Origin of the sequence: Mycobacterium sp. WMMD1722, assembly GCF_049315205.1 — a bacterium.
Lineage (GTDB): Bacteria > Actinomycetota > Actinomycetes > Mycobacteriales > Mycobacteriaceae > Mycobacterium.
This window is the reverse complement of the sequence record NZ_CP186056.1, coordinates 4,536,060-4,552,063: the sequence shown is the minus strand read 5'-3', so window position 1 is coordinate 4,552,063 and position 16,004 is coordinate 4,536,060. Positions and strand designations below refer to the sequence as shown.

At 68.8% G+C, this 16,004-nt stretch carries 18 protein-coding genes; 1 reads left to right on the top strand and 17 read right to left on the bottom strand.

The annotated features are described in order from the left end of the window. Positions 1-41: 41 nt before the first annotated feature. The 14 genes from ACN27E_RS21910 to ACN27E_RS21845 form a co-directional block, all read right to left on the bottom strand. Complete coding sequence (locus tag ACN27E_RS21910) at positions 42-434, bottom strand: sterol carrier family protein (RefSeq protein ID WP_422744667.1); 393 nt, start codon at positions 432-434, stop codon at positions 42-44. After that, positions 434-1,069, bottom strand: a complete 636-nt coding sequence (locus ACN27E_RS21905; protein WP_422744665.1) for a CPBP family intramembrane glutamic endopeptidase — start codon at positions 1,067-1,069, stop codon at positions 434-436. Before ACN27E_RS21905 ends, ACN27E_RS21910 begins: the two co-directional genes overlap by 1 nt. After that, a complete protein-coding gene (locus tag ACN27E_RS21900; RefSeq protein WP_422744663.1) occupies positions 1,069-2,781 on the bottom strand; it encodes an alpha/beta hydrolase in 1,713 nt (570 codons plus the stop codon). Before ACN27E_RS21900 ends, ACN27E_RS21905 begins: the two co-directional genes overlap by 1 nt. Beyond that, entirely contained in the window at positions 2,778-5,084 is a 2,307-nt protein-coding gene (purL, locus tag ACN27E_RS21895) for a phosphoribosylformylglycinamidine synthase subunit PurL (RefSeq protein WP_422744662.1), read from the bottom strand. Before purL ends, ACN27E_RS21900 begins: the two co-directional genes overlap by 4 nt. A gap of 27 nt (positions 5,085-5,111) precedes the next feature. Continuing rightward, complete coding sequence (locus ACN27E_RS21890; protein WP_422744660.1) at positions 5,112-6,329, bottom strand: cation:proton antiporter; 1,218 nt, start codon at positions 6,327-6,329, stop codon at positions 5,112-5,114. Between the two features lie 30 nt (positions 6,330-6,359). Then, positions 6,360-6,707 carry a VOC family protein gene (locus ACN27E_RS21885; protein WP_422744658.1) on the bottom strand — a complete coding sequence of 116 codons (348 nt, stop codon included), beginning with the start codon at positions 6,705-6,707 and terminating at the stop codon, positions 6,360-6,362. A 14-nt stretch (positions 6,708-6,721) separates the two neighbouring features. After that, positions 6,722-7,981, bottom strand: coding sequence for a M18 family aminopeptidase (locus tag ACN27E_RS21880; RefSeq protein ID WP_422744656.1), 1,260 nt, complete (start codon positions 7,979-7,981; stop codon positions 6,722-6,724). 98 nt (positions 7,982-8,079) lie between these two features. Continuing rightward, the gene (locus tag ACN27E_RS21875; RefSeq protein WP_422750048.1) at positions 8,080-9,303 is read right to left on the bottom strand and encodes a hypothetical protein; all 1,224 of its coding nucleotides are present in this window, start codon (positions 9,301-9,303) and stop codon (positions 8,080-8,082) included. An 89-nt stretch (positions 9,304-9,392) separates the two neighbouring features. Beyond that, positions 9,393-10,133, bottom strand: coding sequence for a hypothetical protein (locus ACN27E_RS21870; protein WP_422744655.1), 741 nt, complete (start codon positions 10,131-10,133; stop codon positions 9,393-9,395). Further along, positions 10,130-11,449, bottom strand: a complete 1,320-nt coding sequence (locus ACN27E_RS21865; RefSeq protein ID WP_422744653.1) for a hypothetical protein — start codon at positions 11,447-11,449, stop codon at positions 10,130-10,132. Before ACN27E_RS21865 ends, ACN27E_RS21870 begins: the two co-directional genes overlap by 4 nt. Positions 11,450-11,472: 23 nt before the next feature. Next, positions 11,473-11,757: a type VII secretion target gene (locus ACN27E_RS21860; RefSeq protein WP_422744651.1), complete on the bottom strand. Its 285-nt coding sequence runs from the start codon at positions 11,755-11,757 to the stop codon at positions 11,473-11,475. A 45-nt stretch (positions 11,758-11,802) separates the two neighbouring features. Next, a complete protein-coding gene (gene purQ / locus ACN27E_RS21855) occupies positions 11,803-12,477 on the bottom strand; it encodes a phosphoribosylformylglycinamidine synthase subunit PurQ (protein WP_422744650.1) in 675 nt (224 codons plus the stop codon). Beyond that, positions 12,474-12,713, bottom strand: a complete 240-nt coding sequence (gene purS / locus ACN27E_RS21850) for a phosphoribosylformylglycinamidine synthase subunit PurS (RefSeq protein WP_422744648.1) — start codon at positions 12,711-12,713, stop codon at positions 12,474-12,476. The genes purQ and purS overlap by 4 nt, the downstream gene beginning before the upstream one ends. A gap of 36 nt (positions 12,714-12,749) precedes the next feature. Next, positions 12,750-13,418 carry an ATPase gene (locus ACN27E_RS21845; protein WP_422750046.1) on the bottom strand — a complete coding sequence of 223 codons (669 nt, stop codon included), beginning with the start codon at positions 13,416-13,418 and terminating at the stop codon, positions 12,750-12,752. A 43-nt stretch (positions 13,419-13,461) separates the two neighbouring features. Between ACN27E_RS21845 and ACN27E_RS21840 the strand changes: the two genes are divergently transcribed. After that, positions 13,462-14,115 carry an MBL fold metallo-hydrolase gene (locus tag ACN27E_RS21840; protein WP_422744647.1) on the top strand — a complete coding sequence of 218 codons (654 nt, stop codon included), beginning with the start codon at positions 13,462-13,464 and terminating at the stop codon, positions 14,113-14,115. Here ACN27E_RS21840 and ACN27E_RS21835 read toward each other — a convergent pair. The 3 genes from ACN27E_RS21835 to ACN27E_RS21825 all read right to left on the bottom strand — a co-directional run bounded on the left by ACN27E_RS21835 (position 14,112) and on the right by ACN27E_RS21825 (position 15,974). Beyond that, complete coding sequence (locus ACN27E_RS21835; RefSeq protein WP_422744646.1) at positions 14,112-14,816, bottom strand: DUF2334 domain-containing protein; 705 nt, start codon at positions 14,814-14,816, stop codon at positions 14,112-14,114. The two genes, ACN27E_RS21840 and ACN27E_RS21835, sit on opposite strands and share 4 nt — an antisense overlap. Positions 14,817-14,888: 72 nt before the next feature. Next, positions 14,889-15,392: a glutathione peroxidase gene (locus tag ACN27E_RS21830; RefSeq protein ID WP_422744644.1), complete on the bottom strand. Its 504-nt coding sequence runs from the start codon at positions 15,390-15,392 to the stop codon at positions 14,889-14,891. 27 nt (positions 15,393-15,419) lie between these two features. Next, entirely contained in the window at positions 15,420-15,974 is a 555-nt protein-coding gene (locus ACN27E_RS21825) for a TetR/AcrR family transcriptional regulator (RefSeq protein ID WP_422744642.1), read from the bottom strand. Between the last annotated feature and the right edge of the window lie 30 nt (positions 15,975-16,004).

The window sequence follows — 16,004 nt, the reverse complement described above, 5'->3', positions numbered from 1 at the left end:
ACACCGCCCGGGCCCTCCTGACGCTGTGATCCCGGTCGCAGTCACCCCTCCACGGTGACCAGCGGCAGCCAGTTCCCGATCTCTCCCGCGCGGCTGCCGGACGCCTGCACGGCGGCCGAGGCGAGTGCCGCGTCGAAGGTCAGCAGACCCGCCGCCAGGCGTAGCCAGGTGCGCGGATCGGTCTCCACCACGTTGGGCGGGTTCCCCCGGGTGTGGGTGGGGCCGCTCACGCACTGCACGGCGACGAAGGGCGGCACCCGCACTTCGACGGTGGCGCCCGGCGCGGCGGCGGCCAGCGTGCGTGCGGTCAGCCGAACCGCCTCGGCGATCTGTTGCCGCGGTGGTTCGGCGGCGTCGTCGTCGCGCAGCCACTGTGCGACGGCGCTGACCGCGGTGCGGGTCTGAACGGGATCGGCGCTTCGGCGGGCTGCCATCAGACCAGTGTCCCCGTTCGACGCCGTTGGACGAGCAGGGCGGCCACCGCCCCCGCCTCGTTGACCGCCAGGTGCGCCAGCAGCGGGGCCGCCAGGCTTCCGGCCCGTGCCGTCAGCGCCGCGAACACCCAGCCCGCGACGGCGGTCACCGCCACCGTGGGCAGCACCGGGTCCCCGGCCGCTCGCGCGTCGGCGATGTGTGACAGTCCGAATGCGGCGGCCTGCACGAGCCGGCCCGCGACCGGACCGAAACCGTCGGCGCTCAGCGAAGCCAGCGCCGCCCGGTAGGAGGTCTCCTCCGCCCATGCGGTGCCGAGCGGGATGCGCAGCAGCAGCCATCGTGCCGGCCCGCCCGCGGGCACCGGCCGCTCGCGCATCGCGGCGCGCACCGCGGGTGACGCCGTCGCGACGGTGACCGCCGCGCAGACCGCCGCCGCGGCCGGCGCGCCGTGACGCAGGCCGGTGTACACGGTGGGCGGCCTCAGCCCGAGCGGTGCCCGCGTCCACGCCGCCAGCGCCGTCCCGAGCGCTGCGTTGGCGAACGGCTGGACGGCGTCTGGCAGCCGCGGACCGACGAAGCTCCACGCCACCAAACCCGCCGCCGTCACGGCCGCTCGAATTCGCTGGACGGACATCAGTATTCGGTGTCGGTGCGTCGCAGGTCGGCTCTGATCCGCTCGGTGTCGGCGGCCGTCCAGCCCGGTGGCGGCGCCACCGCGGCCCAGCCGTCGAGCACCGATTCGCCGTAGTTGTGGCCGTGTCCGCCCGGCACCCCCACCGCGTTGGTCATATCGGCGCTCACCTGCCAGAACGTGACGATCGGGTACCACCGCATCGAGGCGGTGCGGTCCAGGCCCGGCGGCTCCTCCAGCCAGTCCGGGCGCGCCGTGACCAGGTCGGGTGACCACCAGACGATCGGATCGGAGGCATGCTGCAGGAACAGCACGCGGGTGCCCTGCCACGGGCCCGCCGTATCCCGCGCGATCACCTCGGGGCTGGTGGCCTGTGAGAACCGGACGGTGCGACCGCCGTCGTAGCGGGGTTGCACCTCCGAACTGCCCGGATCACGCCGGTCCATCAGCGCACTCCACAGTGGGCTGGCGTTGGGCGGACCCACCCACAGCACCGACGAGAACCCCATATCGGCGATGTCGGGCAGCCACCCGAACGCGGCCTGCCCGGCCATGGAGCCCAGGCTCTCCCCGTAGAGCACGAGTTTCGGCCGGCGATCCGGCCGTTGCTGCGCCCAACGCTGCTGCACCGCGTCGATCAGCATGCGGCCCGACTCCATCGATTTCTGCCGGTCGCCCAGGAACGAGATCCAGCTCGGCAGATACGAATACTGCATCGCCACCATTGCGGTGTCGCCGTTGTACATCAGCTCGAGCGACCGCGCGGCGATCGGGTTCACCCAGCCGGTGCCGGTGGTCGGCACGACGGCCAGTACCGCGCGGTCGAACGCGCCGGTGCGCTCCAATTCGCTGAGCAGCACCGCGATCCGCCCGTCGTCGGTGTCGGCGGTCTGGAGTCCGGCGTAAACGCGGATCGGCTCGACGGCTGGCCTGCCGTTGACCTGTTCGAGCTCGGCCACGTGCGGACCGGAGGCCACGAAATTGCGGCCCTGGAAGCCGAGCGTGTCCCACGGGGCGAAAGAGGCTGGGCTGCCGGACTTCTCGGGCTGAGTGGGCTGACTCATCCCGTCCCGGGTGGTCGAGTTCTGTGGCTGGAACACCCCACTCGCCCCGGCCAGGAAACCCTGCAGCAGAACGCCGTTGACGAGTGTGATGACCAACACGACGACGACCGCGGTGCCGATCAGGAGAGCGACCTCGTCGTGCAGCCGCCAGCGGCGGATCAGCCAACGCGCCAACAGCTTGATCGCGTCGAGCACGATCCGCGACACCGCGACGCACGTGCCGCCCACCACGGCCGCGATGAGCAGGACACGCAGATAGCCGAGGGTGTCGGGCCCGGGAGTGCCCATCTCGGCTGCGGCCTGCCGCTGCCAGGCGGCGGCGGGCACGATCATCGACACGCTGGCGGCCAGGGCCAGCACCACGACGGCGGCCTTGCCGGTGTTGAGCACCCGGCGCGCCGGTGGCCACCAGCGGGCATCGCGAAGGACGAAGCGGCTCGCCATCTTTGCGACGAAGACGCCGATTCCGTATCCGATGGCGGCGTTCAGGCCGCCGATCAGGCCGGCGAACAACCAGTCACGCGGCAGCAGCGACGGCGTCAGTGACAGACAGAAGAACAGAGCGCTGAAACCGACGCCGACGAAATCGAGCCGGATCAGTCCCCACGCCCAGACGAGCAGCGGATGGTGTGTGTCGGCCGGAGCCTTCACCCGAACAATCCCGGCAGCACGCCCTCCGACGTGCGGCGCAATTCGTCGAGCGACACCGTGAACTGTCCTTGGACCTCGAGCGCGTCAGCGGCCTGGTCGACGACCCCGATGCGGGTAGCGGGCAGGTCGCGCGCCTCGCACATCGCGCGTAACCGGCTCTCCTCGGTGCGGGGTACCGCGACCAGCACGCGTCCGGCCGATTCGCTGAACAAGAAGGTGAAGGGAGCCGTGCCTTCCTCCCAGCCCTCCGGAATCACGATGCGGCAACCGGTTTCACCCGCCAGCGCCGCTTCCACCACAGCCTGGATCAGACCGCCCTCGCTGAGGTCGTGCGCGGCCGAGATCAGTCCGTCGCGCGAGGCCGCGGTGAGCACCTCGGCCAGGAGCTTCTCGCGCTGCAGGTCCACCCGCGGCGGCACGCCGCCGAGGTGGTCGCCGGTGACCTGCGCCCAGATGGACCCGTCGAACTCGTCGTGGGTGTCGCCGAGCAGGATCAACGTCTCGCCCGGCTCGGTGCCGAACCCGGTCGGGATGCGACGCCGCACGTCGTCGAGCACACCGAGCACACCCACCACGGGGGTGGGCAGGATGGCGGTGCTGCCGGTCTGGTTGTAGAAGCTGACATTGCCGCCGGTGACCGGGATGCCCAGCGCCGCACAGCCGTCGGCGAGTCCGCGCACGGCCTGGGAGAACTGCCACATCACGCCGGGATCCTCCGGGGAGCCGAAGTTCAGGCAGTTGGTGACCGCGACCGGGGTGGCGCCGGTGACCGCGACGTTGCGGTAGGCCTCGGCCAGCGCGAGTTGGGCACCGGTGTAGGGGTCGAGTGCGGTGTAGCGACCCGAGGCGTCGGTGGAGACCGCGATGCCGCGGCCGGTGGCCTCGTCGATGCGCAGCACGCCGCCGTCGGCGTGTTCGGCCAGCACGGTGTTCCCGCGTACGTAGCGGTCGTACTGTTCGGTGATGTAGGCCCGGCTGCACAGATGCGGGCTGCCGACCAGGGCCAGCAGGGTGGCGCGCAACTCGTCCCCGGTGGCGGGTCTGGGCAGCGAGGCCGAGGTGTCGGCGTTGAGCGCGTCCTGGGTGTCCGGGCGGGCGACCGGGCGCTCGTACACCGGGCCCTCGTGGGCGACCGTGCGGGGCGGCACGTCGACGACGACGTCGCCGTGCCAGGTGATCTCGAGGCGATCCCCGTCGGTCACCTCGCCGATCACCGTCGCCAGCACGTCCCACTTGCGGCAGACGGCCATGAACGCGTCGACGTTGTCGGGGGTGACGACAGCGCACATGCGTTCCTGCGATTCGCTCGACAAGATCTCCGCGGGGGTCATGTTGGCCGCCCGCAGCGGGACCTGCTCCAGCTCAACCCGCATACCACCGTCCCCGGCGGACGCCAGTTCGCTTGTCGCGCAGGACAGTCCGGCACCACCGAGGTCCTGGATGCCGACCACCAGCCCGGCGGCGTAGAGCTCCAGGCAGCATTCGATCAGCACCTTCTCCATGAACGGATCGCCGACCTGCACGCTGGGTAGTTTCTTGCGGCCGGGCCCGGACCCTTCGTCTCCGCCGAACGTCTCGCTCGCCAGCACCGACACCCCGCCGATGCCGTCGAGCCCGGTCCTCGCCCCGAACAGGATGATCTTGTTACCGGCGCCGGAGGCGAAGGCCAGGTGCAGATCCTCCTTGCGCATCGCCCCGACGCACAGCGCGTTGACCAGCGGGTTGCCCGCATAGGACGGGTCGAAGACGGTTTCGCCGCCGATGTTGGGCAGTCCGAGCGAGTTGCCGTAGCCGCCGACGCCGCGCACCACCCCGTCGAGCACCCGCCGGGTGTCCGGCGCGTCGGCGGCGCCGAAGCGCAACTGGTCCATCACCGCGACCGGTCGTGCGCCCATCGCCATGATGTCGCGGACGATGCCGCCGACCCCGGTGGCCGCACCCTGGTAGGGCTCCACATACGAGGGATGGTTGTGCGACTCGACCTTGAACGTGACCGCCCAGCCGTCGCCGATGTCCACCACACCGGCGTTCTCACCGATACCGGCCAGCATCGCGGCCCGCATCTGCTCGGTGGTGGTCTCGCCGAAATAGCGCAGATGCACCTTCGACGATTTGTAGGAGCAGTGCTCGCTCCACATCACCGAGTACATCGCCAGTTCCGCGTCGGTGGGCCTGCGGCCGAGGATGTCGCGGATGCGCTGATATTCGTCGTCCTTGAGGCCCAACTCCCGGAACGGCTGCGGTTGGTCCGGGCTGGCGGCAGCCCGCTCGACGGTGTCGGTGGGGGCAAACTCCTGCGTCACGCCGACATTCTATTTGTCCCGGCCAAATCAGACCGTGGCGTCGGACTCGGGTCCGCCCGAACGGGCGTGGGTCCGCGCGGCCACCGGCGCCCCCGCCCCGTGCAGGACGATGCTGCTCAGCACCGCCACCACGGTCACCTGCACGACGATGTGTTCGCCGTTGCCGTCGAGCACGTTGAACGCCAGCAGTCCGAAGACGATCGAGGTGGTGCCGCGCGGTCCGAGGCCGCCGACCAGCAGCCGTTCCCGCCAGGACAGCCGCGACCCGACCAGGCTGAGCACCACGGGCACCACGCGGACCAGGGTCAGCGCGAGGAGACAGAACACCACGATCCCGATCGACACCCCGCCGTGCAGGGCGATCACCGCCGTGGCCCCGAAGGCCAGCCACATCGCCATGGCCAGCAGGAATCCCACGTCGTCGACCAGTTCCAGTTCGGCGCGGATGTCCTCGGAGCGGCGCAGGGTGTTGAACGCGATGCCGCACACGAATGCCGCCACGAATCCGTTTCCGCCGGCCGACAGGCTGAGCCCGAACGCCAGCAGCGGGGCCGCGACCAGCAGCAACCGGGTCGACTGGTGGGTCATCCAATGGCGCTGTTGGGCGGCGTTGGCCGCCAGCGCCAGCGCGGCGCCGACCGCGGACCCGACCAGGATGGCGGTGAGCGCTTCGGGAACGGCGGCGCCCAGCGCCTCGAGCGGGCTGTCGGCGCGGGTGGACTTCTCGGCCAGCACGAGGGCGAAGATGAACAGCGGGGACACGATGCCGTCGTTGTAGCCGGCCTCCACGTTGAGCAGATTGCGGACCCGTTCGGGAATGCGGTCGTCGCGCAGGATGGACGCGGCCGGCGCGAAGTCGATCGGAATCACGATGCACGCCAGGATCAGCAGCACTCCCCACGGCAGTCCGGGCAGCAGCCATCCGCCGATCAGGATCGCGGCGACGATGCTGACGGGCATGGCGATGAACAGCACCCGCATCGCCGCGCGTGGCTGTCCGCCGAACAGGCCGCCGCGCACATCGGTGGCGTCGACGAACAGCAGCACCGCCAGGATGATCTCGGCGATGTGCTCGGCGGTGTCGGTGTTGAGCGTGTCGGAGATCTCGTCGTAGCTGGTGAATCCCACGGTCAGGCCGGCCAGCACCATCACCATCGGCGCGGTCAGACGCCAGGCCTCCATGCGGCGCCCGAGCAGCGACCACACGGCCAGCACTCCCGACGCGGAGATTATCGACAGCAGCACGGGCGCGATCTTTCCAGCGCGCGTGCGAAACTACCCGCCGGCCACGCAGAACGCGTTGCCCTCCGGATCGGCCATCACCACCCAGCTGAACTCGTCGCCGAAGCTGTGGCGACCGGTCTCGGTGGCCCCCAGACTCTTCAGCCGGGTCACCTCGGCGTCCCGGTCTTCGGCGGAGAAGTCCAGGTGGACCTTGTTCTTGCCCGGCGTCGGATCGGGGACGCGCTGAAACCCCAGCGTCGGCCGGCCGTCACCGGTGACCATGACGAAGTCGCCTGGCGCGAGGGCGTTCACATCGCCGCCGGCCACCTTGGACCACCAGTCGGCCAGGCCGTCGGGATCCGCACAGTCGAACGTGATCATCTCCACGGTGAGTGCCATGGGCCGACCTTAGGTCAGGCCGGTGACAGGAAGGCCTGCAATGCGGCCGCGTAGGCCGCGACGTCGTCGGCACCCATCAGTTCGCGCGCGGAGTGCATCGCCAGCTGCGCCGCACCGACGTCCACGGTCGGGATGCCGGTGCGCGCGGCGGTCATCGGTCCGATCGTCGAGCCGCACGGTAGGTCGGCGCGGTGTTCGTAGCGCTGCAGGCGCACTCCCGCCTGGGCGCACGCCAGCGCGAAGGCCGCCGCGGTGCGGCCGTCGGTGGCGTAGCGCAGGTTCGGCTGCACCTTGAGCACCGGCCCGGCGTTGACCTCGATCAGGTGACCGGGTTCGTGTCGCTCCGGGTAGTTCGGATGGGTGGCATGCGCCATGTCCCCCGAGGCGACCATCGACGCCGACAGCCGCCGCAGCAGCTGTTCCCGCTGTCCCCCGGCGGCCAGGGTGATGCGTTCGAGCACCGTCGGCAACAGGTCGGACTGGGCGCCGTGGTCGGAGGTCGAGCCGACCTCCTCGTGATCGAACAGCGCCAGGACGGGTACGACCCGCTGCGCCTGCACCGCGAGCAACGCCTCCAGCCCGGCGTAGCAGGTGACCTGGTTGTCCAGTCGCGGTGCGCTCACGAGTTCCCGATCGGCGCCGACCAGGGTGGCCGGCGCGAGATCGTGGGTCATCAGATCGGCGGCCAGCACGTCGGAGGGTTCGACACCGGCGGATTGGGCGACGTAGTCGACGAAGGACCGGGTGCCCGCACCGACGCCCCAGACGGCGTTGACGTGGCGTTGCGGGTTGAGTTCGACACCCTTGCGGTCCTCGGACAAGTGGATGGCCAGCTGCGGTACGCGCAGGAGCGGTTCGTCGATGCGGACCAGCCGGTCCCCGATGCGATCGCCGCTGCGGACCGACAGGCGGCCGCTGACCCCGAGGTCGCGGTCCAGCCACGAGTTCAGCCAGGCTCCGCCGTAGGGCTGCAGCGCGACCACCCGCCAGCCGGACACGAAGCGGTCCGGGTGCTGTTTGACGCGCAGATTGGGGCTGTCGGTGTGCCCGCCGACGATGCGGAACGGCGCGGCCGAATCGGTTCCGCTGCGCCAGGCGACCAGTGACCCGGCTCGCACCGTGAAATAGCCCCCGGGGTCCGACGGCCAGGCATCACCCTCGGCGAGTTCGGCGAAACCCGCGGCGCGCAGACGCGCCGCGGCGGTGGCGCAGACGTGAAAGGGCGTAGGCGATGCGTCGATGAAGCTGCACAGGCCGTCGGGGCTAGCTGCCATATTCCCCATCCTTCACTCCGCGAGCGTGCGTGTCTGCCCCGGGACACGCCGTGACACCTGAGCAGTTTGCGCACGCTCGGAGTCGTGCGAGCGTTCGATCAGGGCGCAACGAGCGAGAAGAGTCTGTCGTTCGTGCGCTGGACCAGCGTGGTGTTCACCTTCCACACTTCTTTGGCTTCGTTCGGCGCGGAGCCCGGGATCGACCAGAGGACCTCGCAGGTCGCGAGGTCCATGCCCTGGGCGGGTGAGCGATCGCCGAGCGCAACGGCTACATCGCCGTCGGAGGCGATGTAGTAGGGGCCGAGACTGTCGCCCTGGCAGTTCTTTCCGGCGTTCCCGGTGTCCAGATCGAACTGCTGCCAAACCTTGGTCAGCGGATCCGAGGACAGGTAGAAACGCGACCCGATCAGGCGCGCGCTGGTAGCCGTCCTCGACGGCGGCAGTTCGAGCAGTCGGCGACCATCGAGAGTGAAGACTTCACGGCTTCTCTTGCCTGCGACCATCGGAAGTTCTAGTGAACCGCTGTCGAGCGGGCCGAGCACCCCGGGCTCCGCGAGCTCCGCACCTCGCTCGTCGAAAAAGGCCACCTGCTCTTTGAACAAGTCGTCGGCGGGATGGAATTCGTATCCGAAGCCGCCTGGATACACAACGGCTTTTCCCAGTTGGACATCCGACGTCAACTCCGGTTCGACGACTCGGCCGTCGACGACCGAGAAAACGATATCGGCGACTCCGCCGCTGCCCTGAATGGCCAGGGTCGATTCAGGCGTGTCGCGGTCCGGCTCGGTGAATTGGGTGGGCAGGATTCCGTCCCCGGGCACGAACCAGGTCAGCTCGCCACGTGGACCCACCCCGTGCACACCCTCACCTGTGGCCACGGCGACCGCGTAGTCCCCCACCTGCTCGAGTCGGGGGCGACTGCCCGTACCGGCTACCGCCAACTCGGTGGGCCCGTCGTAGGTCAGTGCGCCCGTCGACGTGTCGACCACCCAGGCCGTCGACGGCGCTGCGGGGTCGGGGCCCTGGCGTACGCAGATCACCGAGGGCGGGCGGTTGACGAAGCAATTGAAATCGGTGGCGTTTCCGGCGATTCCGAGTCGCACCGGAACGAACAGCCGCTGGCCGCTGGTGACGTCGAGAGCGAGCAGGAACCACCCCTCGTCGGTGATTCCCAGGAAGATGCCGCGATCGCCGATGTTGCCCACCGGGCGCACCACGGTGGTCGGAGGGAGCTCGAGATCCGCGACGGTGACGGTCCACCCCGGCACCGGTTGCTCGCGCATCGACGAGGACAGCAGGATTTGCTGGGGCAACTTCGGCACTGACGGCGCCTGCGGCGTTCCCTCGGTGGTCGTGCCGGTGCAGCCTGCCAGGCACAGGAGTACCAAGACGGCGGCGAGGTATTGGCGAATCATTGTGGCTTTCGTCGAGATTCAGCTTCGAACCGTCGGACGGCCCGGCCGTCCGAGAGTTCGTCTCGGGCTTCCGGGTGGCGCCAGTAGAAGCGAACGACGTCGAGTAGCGCTTGCCCTCCTGGCGTGTACCAACTGGACGGGATCTCCCGGGAGTGCCCGTCGTCGGTGAGGATGTAGATGGCGCCGCCAGGCTGACGTCCGTTTCGGGGCCTATCTGCCATGTCGGTCACGTCCTCCCACCGTCGCTGCACCGAGGTCATGGTGTTGCCGGTCTCCAGCCCTGCGGCGTCGAGGCGCAGATAGCTCGTACCCCGCCTCCGAATAATTTGCCTCAGGCTGACCAGGCCCACCACTACCGCGGCAGCGCAGACGATCACGAAGTAGCGCTGATTCTTCCCCGCCACCTCGATATCGAGCATGTGCAATGGCGCGAAGACCGCGTACACCGCCATAGCGATGAACGCCCCGACGGTCGATGCGATGAGCAGACCATCTACTTTTCGGTCCGGCCGCACTGTGACGCCGTCGCCGTCGGCGGATATGCGTGGCGCGACATTGCCGGTTGCGACGATCAGCAGCATCGCGACCAAACCCAGGGTGAAGACGGCGAACCCCAGTGCTACGACGGCGGAAAGCAGTTGCGTCCGGGACGCGAACACGAACGTCCAGGCGAGGCAGAAGATCCCGAAGGGTCCGAAGACCAGACAAAGGAACGCTGTCGCCATCGACGACTTCACGGGCCGCACATCACATTTCCGACCAACTTTCCCACATAGCCGAACAGGAACCCGCCGGCGACGTTGGCGCCCATTGCGGCGAAGGGGCCCACCCCCGGGATTGCGCCCACCGCGACGGACGTCGCAATGCCGCCCGCGAAGCCGATCCCGCCGGACCAGGTGGCCACACAGTGTTCGTACACCGTATCGGCGCTGTAGACGCCGAGGACGGCCTGGGCGATGCCCATGGCGGGTCCGCCCCACTTCGCACCGGCCTTCAACCCGTCCAGCGCCGGGGCGCTCAATCCTTGGATTCCTTTTCCTGCCTTCACTTCGAGGCCCGACAGCGCACCACCGGCCAAAGTCGGGAGCGGGTCCTGGAAGAACGAGTCCGGAAGAACAGCGTGCTTGCCGTCAGCCGTGATGCAGCTGCCGGACTGTGTGCCATCCGGATTCTGCGAGATCGTGATGTGCGTCCCACCCGCATACGAAACCTCCGTTCGCTTACCGCCGTCCTCGCGGGGCGTGGTCATGGTTTCTGAAACGAGATGGGCGTTTTTGTCGGTGTGGACGACTCTCAGGGTTCCGGCGGGATAGATCTGTTGACTCGGCAGGCCCTGGTCGATGTATTCGGTGGTGACCTGGGTGCTGCCGTCGACCATCGTGTACGTGCTGACCAGGTTGCCGTCGCGATCGGTGGATTCGGCGACCTCACGGACGGTCGTCGCCATGTCCTGGTCGCGTGCCATCTCCTGGAACTGTCTACCCTCCGGGGTCGACGGGTCGCGCACGTCATCTGACGGCGCCTCAGGCACGGGTCCGGGCGGCCCATACTCAAGACTCTCGAAAACCCGTCCTTGTCCCCTGGCCACGATGAGCGCTTGTGTCGTCTGGTCGTCGGCCTCGCCGACCGCTTGCAGCAGCTCGTTCACCTCGGCCTGCGCCAACACGGCCAGCTTCTGTAGTTCGGCGGCCCGCTCCGCGGACATACCGGCGGGATCGATCAACACGACCCATTGGTCGGTGACGTTCAGCGGAGTCGCGTCGATCTCGTCTGCCTTGCTCAAGAGAGCCGTTCGTGCGCTACCAATAGTCCGGCATCCCTTCTGCAGCGCGCCGGCGAATGCGTCCGTGTAGTTCTTGAGGACCGACGAGCGATCTGTAGCCCGCGTAAACATGCGGGTGGCGGCGTCGTGGCCCTGTCCGGCCCAGCCGCGGGATTGGGGCATCCGATCGATGCCGTCGTCGAGTGTGACGACGGCATCGTAGATCGACTCTCCGGCGGTCTGGATGGCCGTTGCGGCAGCCGCCAGAGACCCTGGGTTCCAGCCAAGCAACCGTGAACGCGAAGGCAACACGGTCAGAACAGCCGGTCGAAGGCGCCTGACAAGCCGGAGTCCTCGACCTCGTAGCGGTCGCCGGCGCCACGGACGGCGACGCCCATCGCCTGGACATCCTTGACTATATCGTCGGCCGCCAGCCCCAGGTGGTGACCGACCTGCCGGGCCGCCCACTGCGTCGAAGACCCGGCGAGGCCGTCAGCGGCGGTAGGCGCGACGGCCGTCACATCACGTCCACTGATCTCCGTCGCAGCCGCATCAACCTGCTCCGCGAAGGCACGCAGCACGTCTGGATCGACTAGCACCGCTCGAACGTAACACCGACCCGAACAGGCCCAGGGCACAAATTTTCAGACGGTCAGCACCGCATCCAGCGCGGACAGGAACAAGCCGAGCCCATCGTCGGACGGACCGGTGAGCGCCTCGGTGGCGTGCTCCGGGTGCGGCATCAGACCGACCACACGGCCGTTGGCCGAGCTGATTCCGGCGATCCCGCGCATCGAGCCGTTCAGATTCTCGCGAAAGCGGAAGACGACGCGGCCCTCGCCCTCGAGTTCGTCGAGCACCTGCTCGCTGGCGACATAGCGGCCCTCACCGGATTTCAGCGGGATCAACAGATCAGCACCGACCTCGTAACGCGTGCTCCACGCCGAGGTGTTGGACACCACCTCGAGCCACACATCGCGGCAGATGAAGTGCAACCCCACGTTGCGCGTCAGCGCCCCGGGCAGCAGGCCCGCCTCGCACAGCACCTGGAATCCGTTGCAGATCCCCAGCACCGGCATCCCGCTCTCGGCGGCGCGGATCACCTCGCCCATCACCGGCGCGAACTTGGCGATCGCGCCGGCCCGCAGATAGTCACCGTAGGAGAAGCCACCGGGGACGACGACCGCGTCGACGCCCTTGAGGTCGGCGTCGGCGTGCCACAGGCTGACCGGTTCAGCGCCCGCCAACCGAACCGCGCGTGCGGCGTCGATGTCGTCGAGCGATCCGGGGAAGGTGATCACTCCGACGCGCGCCGTCATGACTCTCCCCTGGCCACCGACCAGTCCTCGATGACGGTGTTGGCCAGCAGGGATTCCGCGATCTCGGCGAGCGTCTCGTCGGTCACGCCGTCGTCGACCTCGAGCTCGAATCGTTTGCCCTGGCGAACATCTGAGACGCCCGTCACACCGAGACGGCCCAGGGCCCCGACGATCGCCTGCCCCTGGGGGTCGAGGATCTCGGCCTTGGGCATCACGTGCACCACCACCTTTGCCACGCCGACGATCCTACCGGTGAGCAGGGCGCTCGCCCGCTACCGGCATGACCCGATGTAGGCCGTGCACAGCGGCGCGGCCATCGCGTCGAGTACCGAAGCGTCCGACGTGGCGGGCCAGGGCACCTGCGGCGGCGACACCGTCGACCACAGAGCAAGCTCGGTCAACGATCCGTTACGCGGGTCGACGAGCAGGTACTGGTGCAGCACGGACCGCTCCGGAGTGCTGAGCACCGCGGCCAGCCGGTTCGGCTCGGCGGTCGTCACCGATGGGGAGGTGAACGGAGAGGTCAGCTGGCAGCGGCGCACCGCTGCGACCGCGGTGTCGAAGACCTCGACAGCGGTCTGACCCGAACGCCAGGTCTCCCCGCGCCAGTGCAGCACCTGCGACTGCAGCTGCCACTGCCCGTCCGGTGAGGTGACCGACGATCTCGCCGCCACCGCCCATGCCCGGGGGTCATCGGTGGCGGGTTCGGTGGCGCACTCCTGCTCGAAACGGAACCGTGGATCTCGGGCCGTCACCGACACGTTCGACAGTTCCGGCCAGCGGTAGACGTCGTAGAGCGGAATCGAGGTCGGCGCGATCCATGCCGACGCGGGAATGCGGTCGCAGAGCGGCGGGCAGTCCAGCGGCTGCGCCCACGCGGGTACCGGTAGTGCGAGCGCCAACCCGCAGCTCGTCAGCACCGCTGCCAGCATCAGCCGCATCCGAACCCCCACCCCGGCCCCGTTTGAGCGCCACAATATCCTCATGCAACTCACGCATTTCGGCCATTCGTGCTTACTCGCGAGCTTTTCGGATCCCTCGGGGCACGACACGACGGTCCTCTTCGATCCGGGCACCTTCTCACACGGGTTCGAAGGCATCACGGGGCTGTCGGCGATCCTGGTCACCCACCAGCACCCCGACCACGCCGACACCGAACGCCTGCCCGCCCTGCTGGACGCCAATCCCGATGCGGCGCTGTATTGCGACCCGCAGACCGCTCAGCAGCTCGGCGGGAATTGGCGCGCGGTGCACGCCGGCGACGAGTTCACCATCGGTCACCTGAGCGTGCGGGGGGTGGGCGGGCGACACGCGATCATCCATCCGGAACTGCCCGAGATCGACAACATCTCCTACCTCGTCGGTGACGGAGAGCACCCGGCGCGGTTCATGCATCCCGGTGACGCACTGTTCGAGCCGGGCGAGCCGGTCGACGTGCTGGCCACTCCGGCCGCGGCACCGTGGATGAAGATCTCCGAGGCGGTGGAGTATCTGCGGGCGGTCGCCCCGGCCCGGGCGGTCCCGATCCATCAGGCGATCATCGATCCGAGCGCCCGCGGCATCTTCTACGGCCGGTTGAGCGAGATGACCGACACCGACTTCCAGGTGCTCGACGAGGAGAACGGCACCGAGTTCTAGGCCGCGTCGATGAGCGCCGGATGGGGCTCCCACCGGTAGACCTGCGGCATACACCGGTGCAGCAGCGCCAGATCGACGGCGTCCAGGATCGCCTGGCGTGGGCCGGATTTGCCCAGGTGCTTTCCCGATACCGCCAGGCGCACGGTGCCCGACCGGCGCGCGGTTCGCTCGGCCGACAGCACGACGGTCCGGCACCACCACGGTTCGGCGACGAAGCCGGCACCGATTCCGACGACGCGGGCCCGCATGGTGTGACCGCGGACCAGGTCGGTAACCCCGTTGAATCCGGCCAGCAATCGGAAGCCGTTGCGCGGCAGCGCCACTGCAGTGCCCTGCGAAACCGCCCAGCCCGGTGCGGCGAAGAGTCTGGTGCGCAACCCGAGGTGTTCGAGCACCCGGTCGGCACCCATCAGCCGGAGGTTGGCCTCATGCGCGGGCAGCGAGGCGAATTCGCTGCGCCGCTTCTTGGTGGCGGCCTCGTCGAAGCCGTGCAGCACGATCGCGTCTCCGGCGGCGCGCTGATCGGCCAACCAGGTCACCGTCGGGGCGTCGAGATCCAGCCGGTACCCGCCCTTGAGACGGGGTGCGACCAGGAATGAGGCCGGGACGCCGCGCGATTCGAGGTCGTCGCGAAACGCGGCCACATCGTCGAGGGTTCGCGCGCTGACGTGTGAGATCGAGACGATCAGTTGTCCAGCCATGGACGCGAGTGTGGCAACGTCAGGTGTCGGGGCGGTTGCGACGACATCGACGTCAGCTGACAACTGCGCGATTCACCGCTGTGGCGGCAGCACCGCTTCGATCGCCGCCACCACTTCCGGCGCATCGGGCTCGGTGCGCGGCCGGAACCGGTTGACCACCGAACCGTCCGGCGCCACGAGGAACTTCTCGAAGTTCCACTGGATGTCGCCGGCTTCGCCGTCGGCATCGGGCGCCTGGGTCAGCTCGGCGTAGAGGGGATGCCGGTTCGGCCCGTTGACCTCCGTCTTGGCCAGCAACGGGAACGTCACCCCGTAGGTCGTCGAACAGAACGTCTGGATCTCCTCGGCCGTACCGGGCTCCTGGCCCATGAACTGGTTGCACGGCACGCCGATCACCGTCAGCCCGCGGTCGCCGTAGTCCTGGGCCAGTTTCTCCAGCGCGCTGTACTGCGGGGTGAGACCGCACTTGGAGGCCACGTTGACCACCAGCGCCGCGCCGTCGGCCAGTTCGCGCAGCGTCGTCGACGTGCCGTCGAGCGTGTTGAGTTCGATGTCGGAGAGAGTCGAGTCCACCATTTCCCGGACGCTACTCCACCCGGGCCGCTACTCGCCGAACAGCATCTTCGCAACCCTCGCCACCTCGTCGACCGGATCGTCGGTGGTGGGAATCACGTGATTGAGCCGCAGCATCACAAATCCGTGGACCAGCGACCAGGCCGCCAGCGCGGCACCGTCGGGGTCGGACTGCGCCCGCGCGTCTGTCAACGTCGCCACGCCGCGGCTCAGTTCCGTCCGGGCGGCCGACTCGGCCTCGACGAGTGCCGGATCCGCGCTGTCCACCAGTGACCGGTCGAACATCACCGCGTAGTGACCGGGATGACCGAACGCAAAGCCGACGTAGGCGGTTGCGGCGTCGAGGAATTCGGGACGGGCACCTTCCAGCGCGGCGGCCAGTTCGCGCCAGCCCTGCGCGGCCAGCGCGGTGAACAGGCCGCGACGGTCGGTGAAGTGGTGGGCCGGGGCGGCATGCGATACACCGGCAGCCCGAGCCAGCTCACGCAGTGAGATGCCATCGGCTCCCCGCTCGGCGACCATATCGGCCGCCTGCGCGAGAATCGTGGCTCGCAGATCGCCGTGGTGGTAGGTGTTTCTGCCCACCACGCCAGCCTAGGCACCCAACTTGTCGGC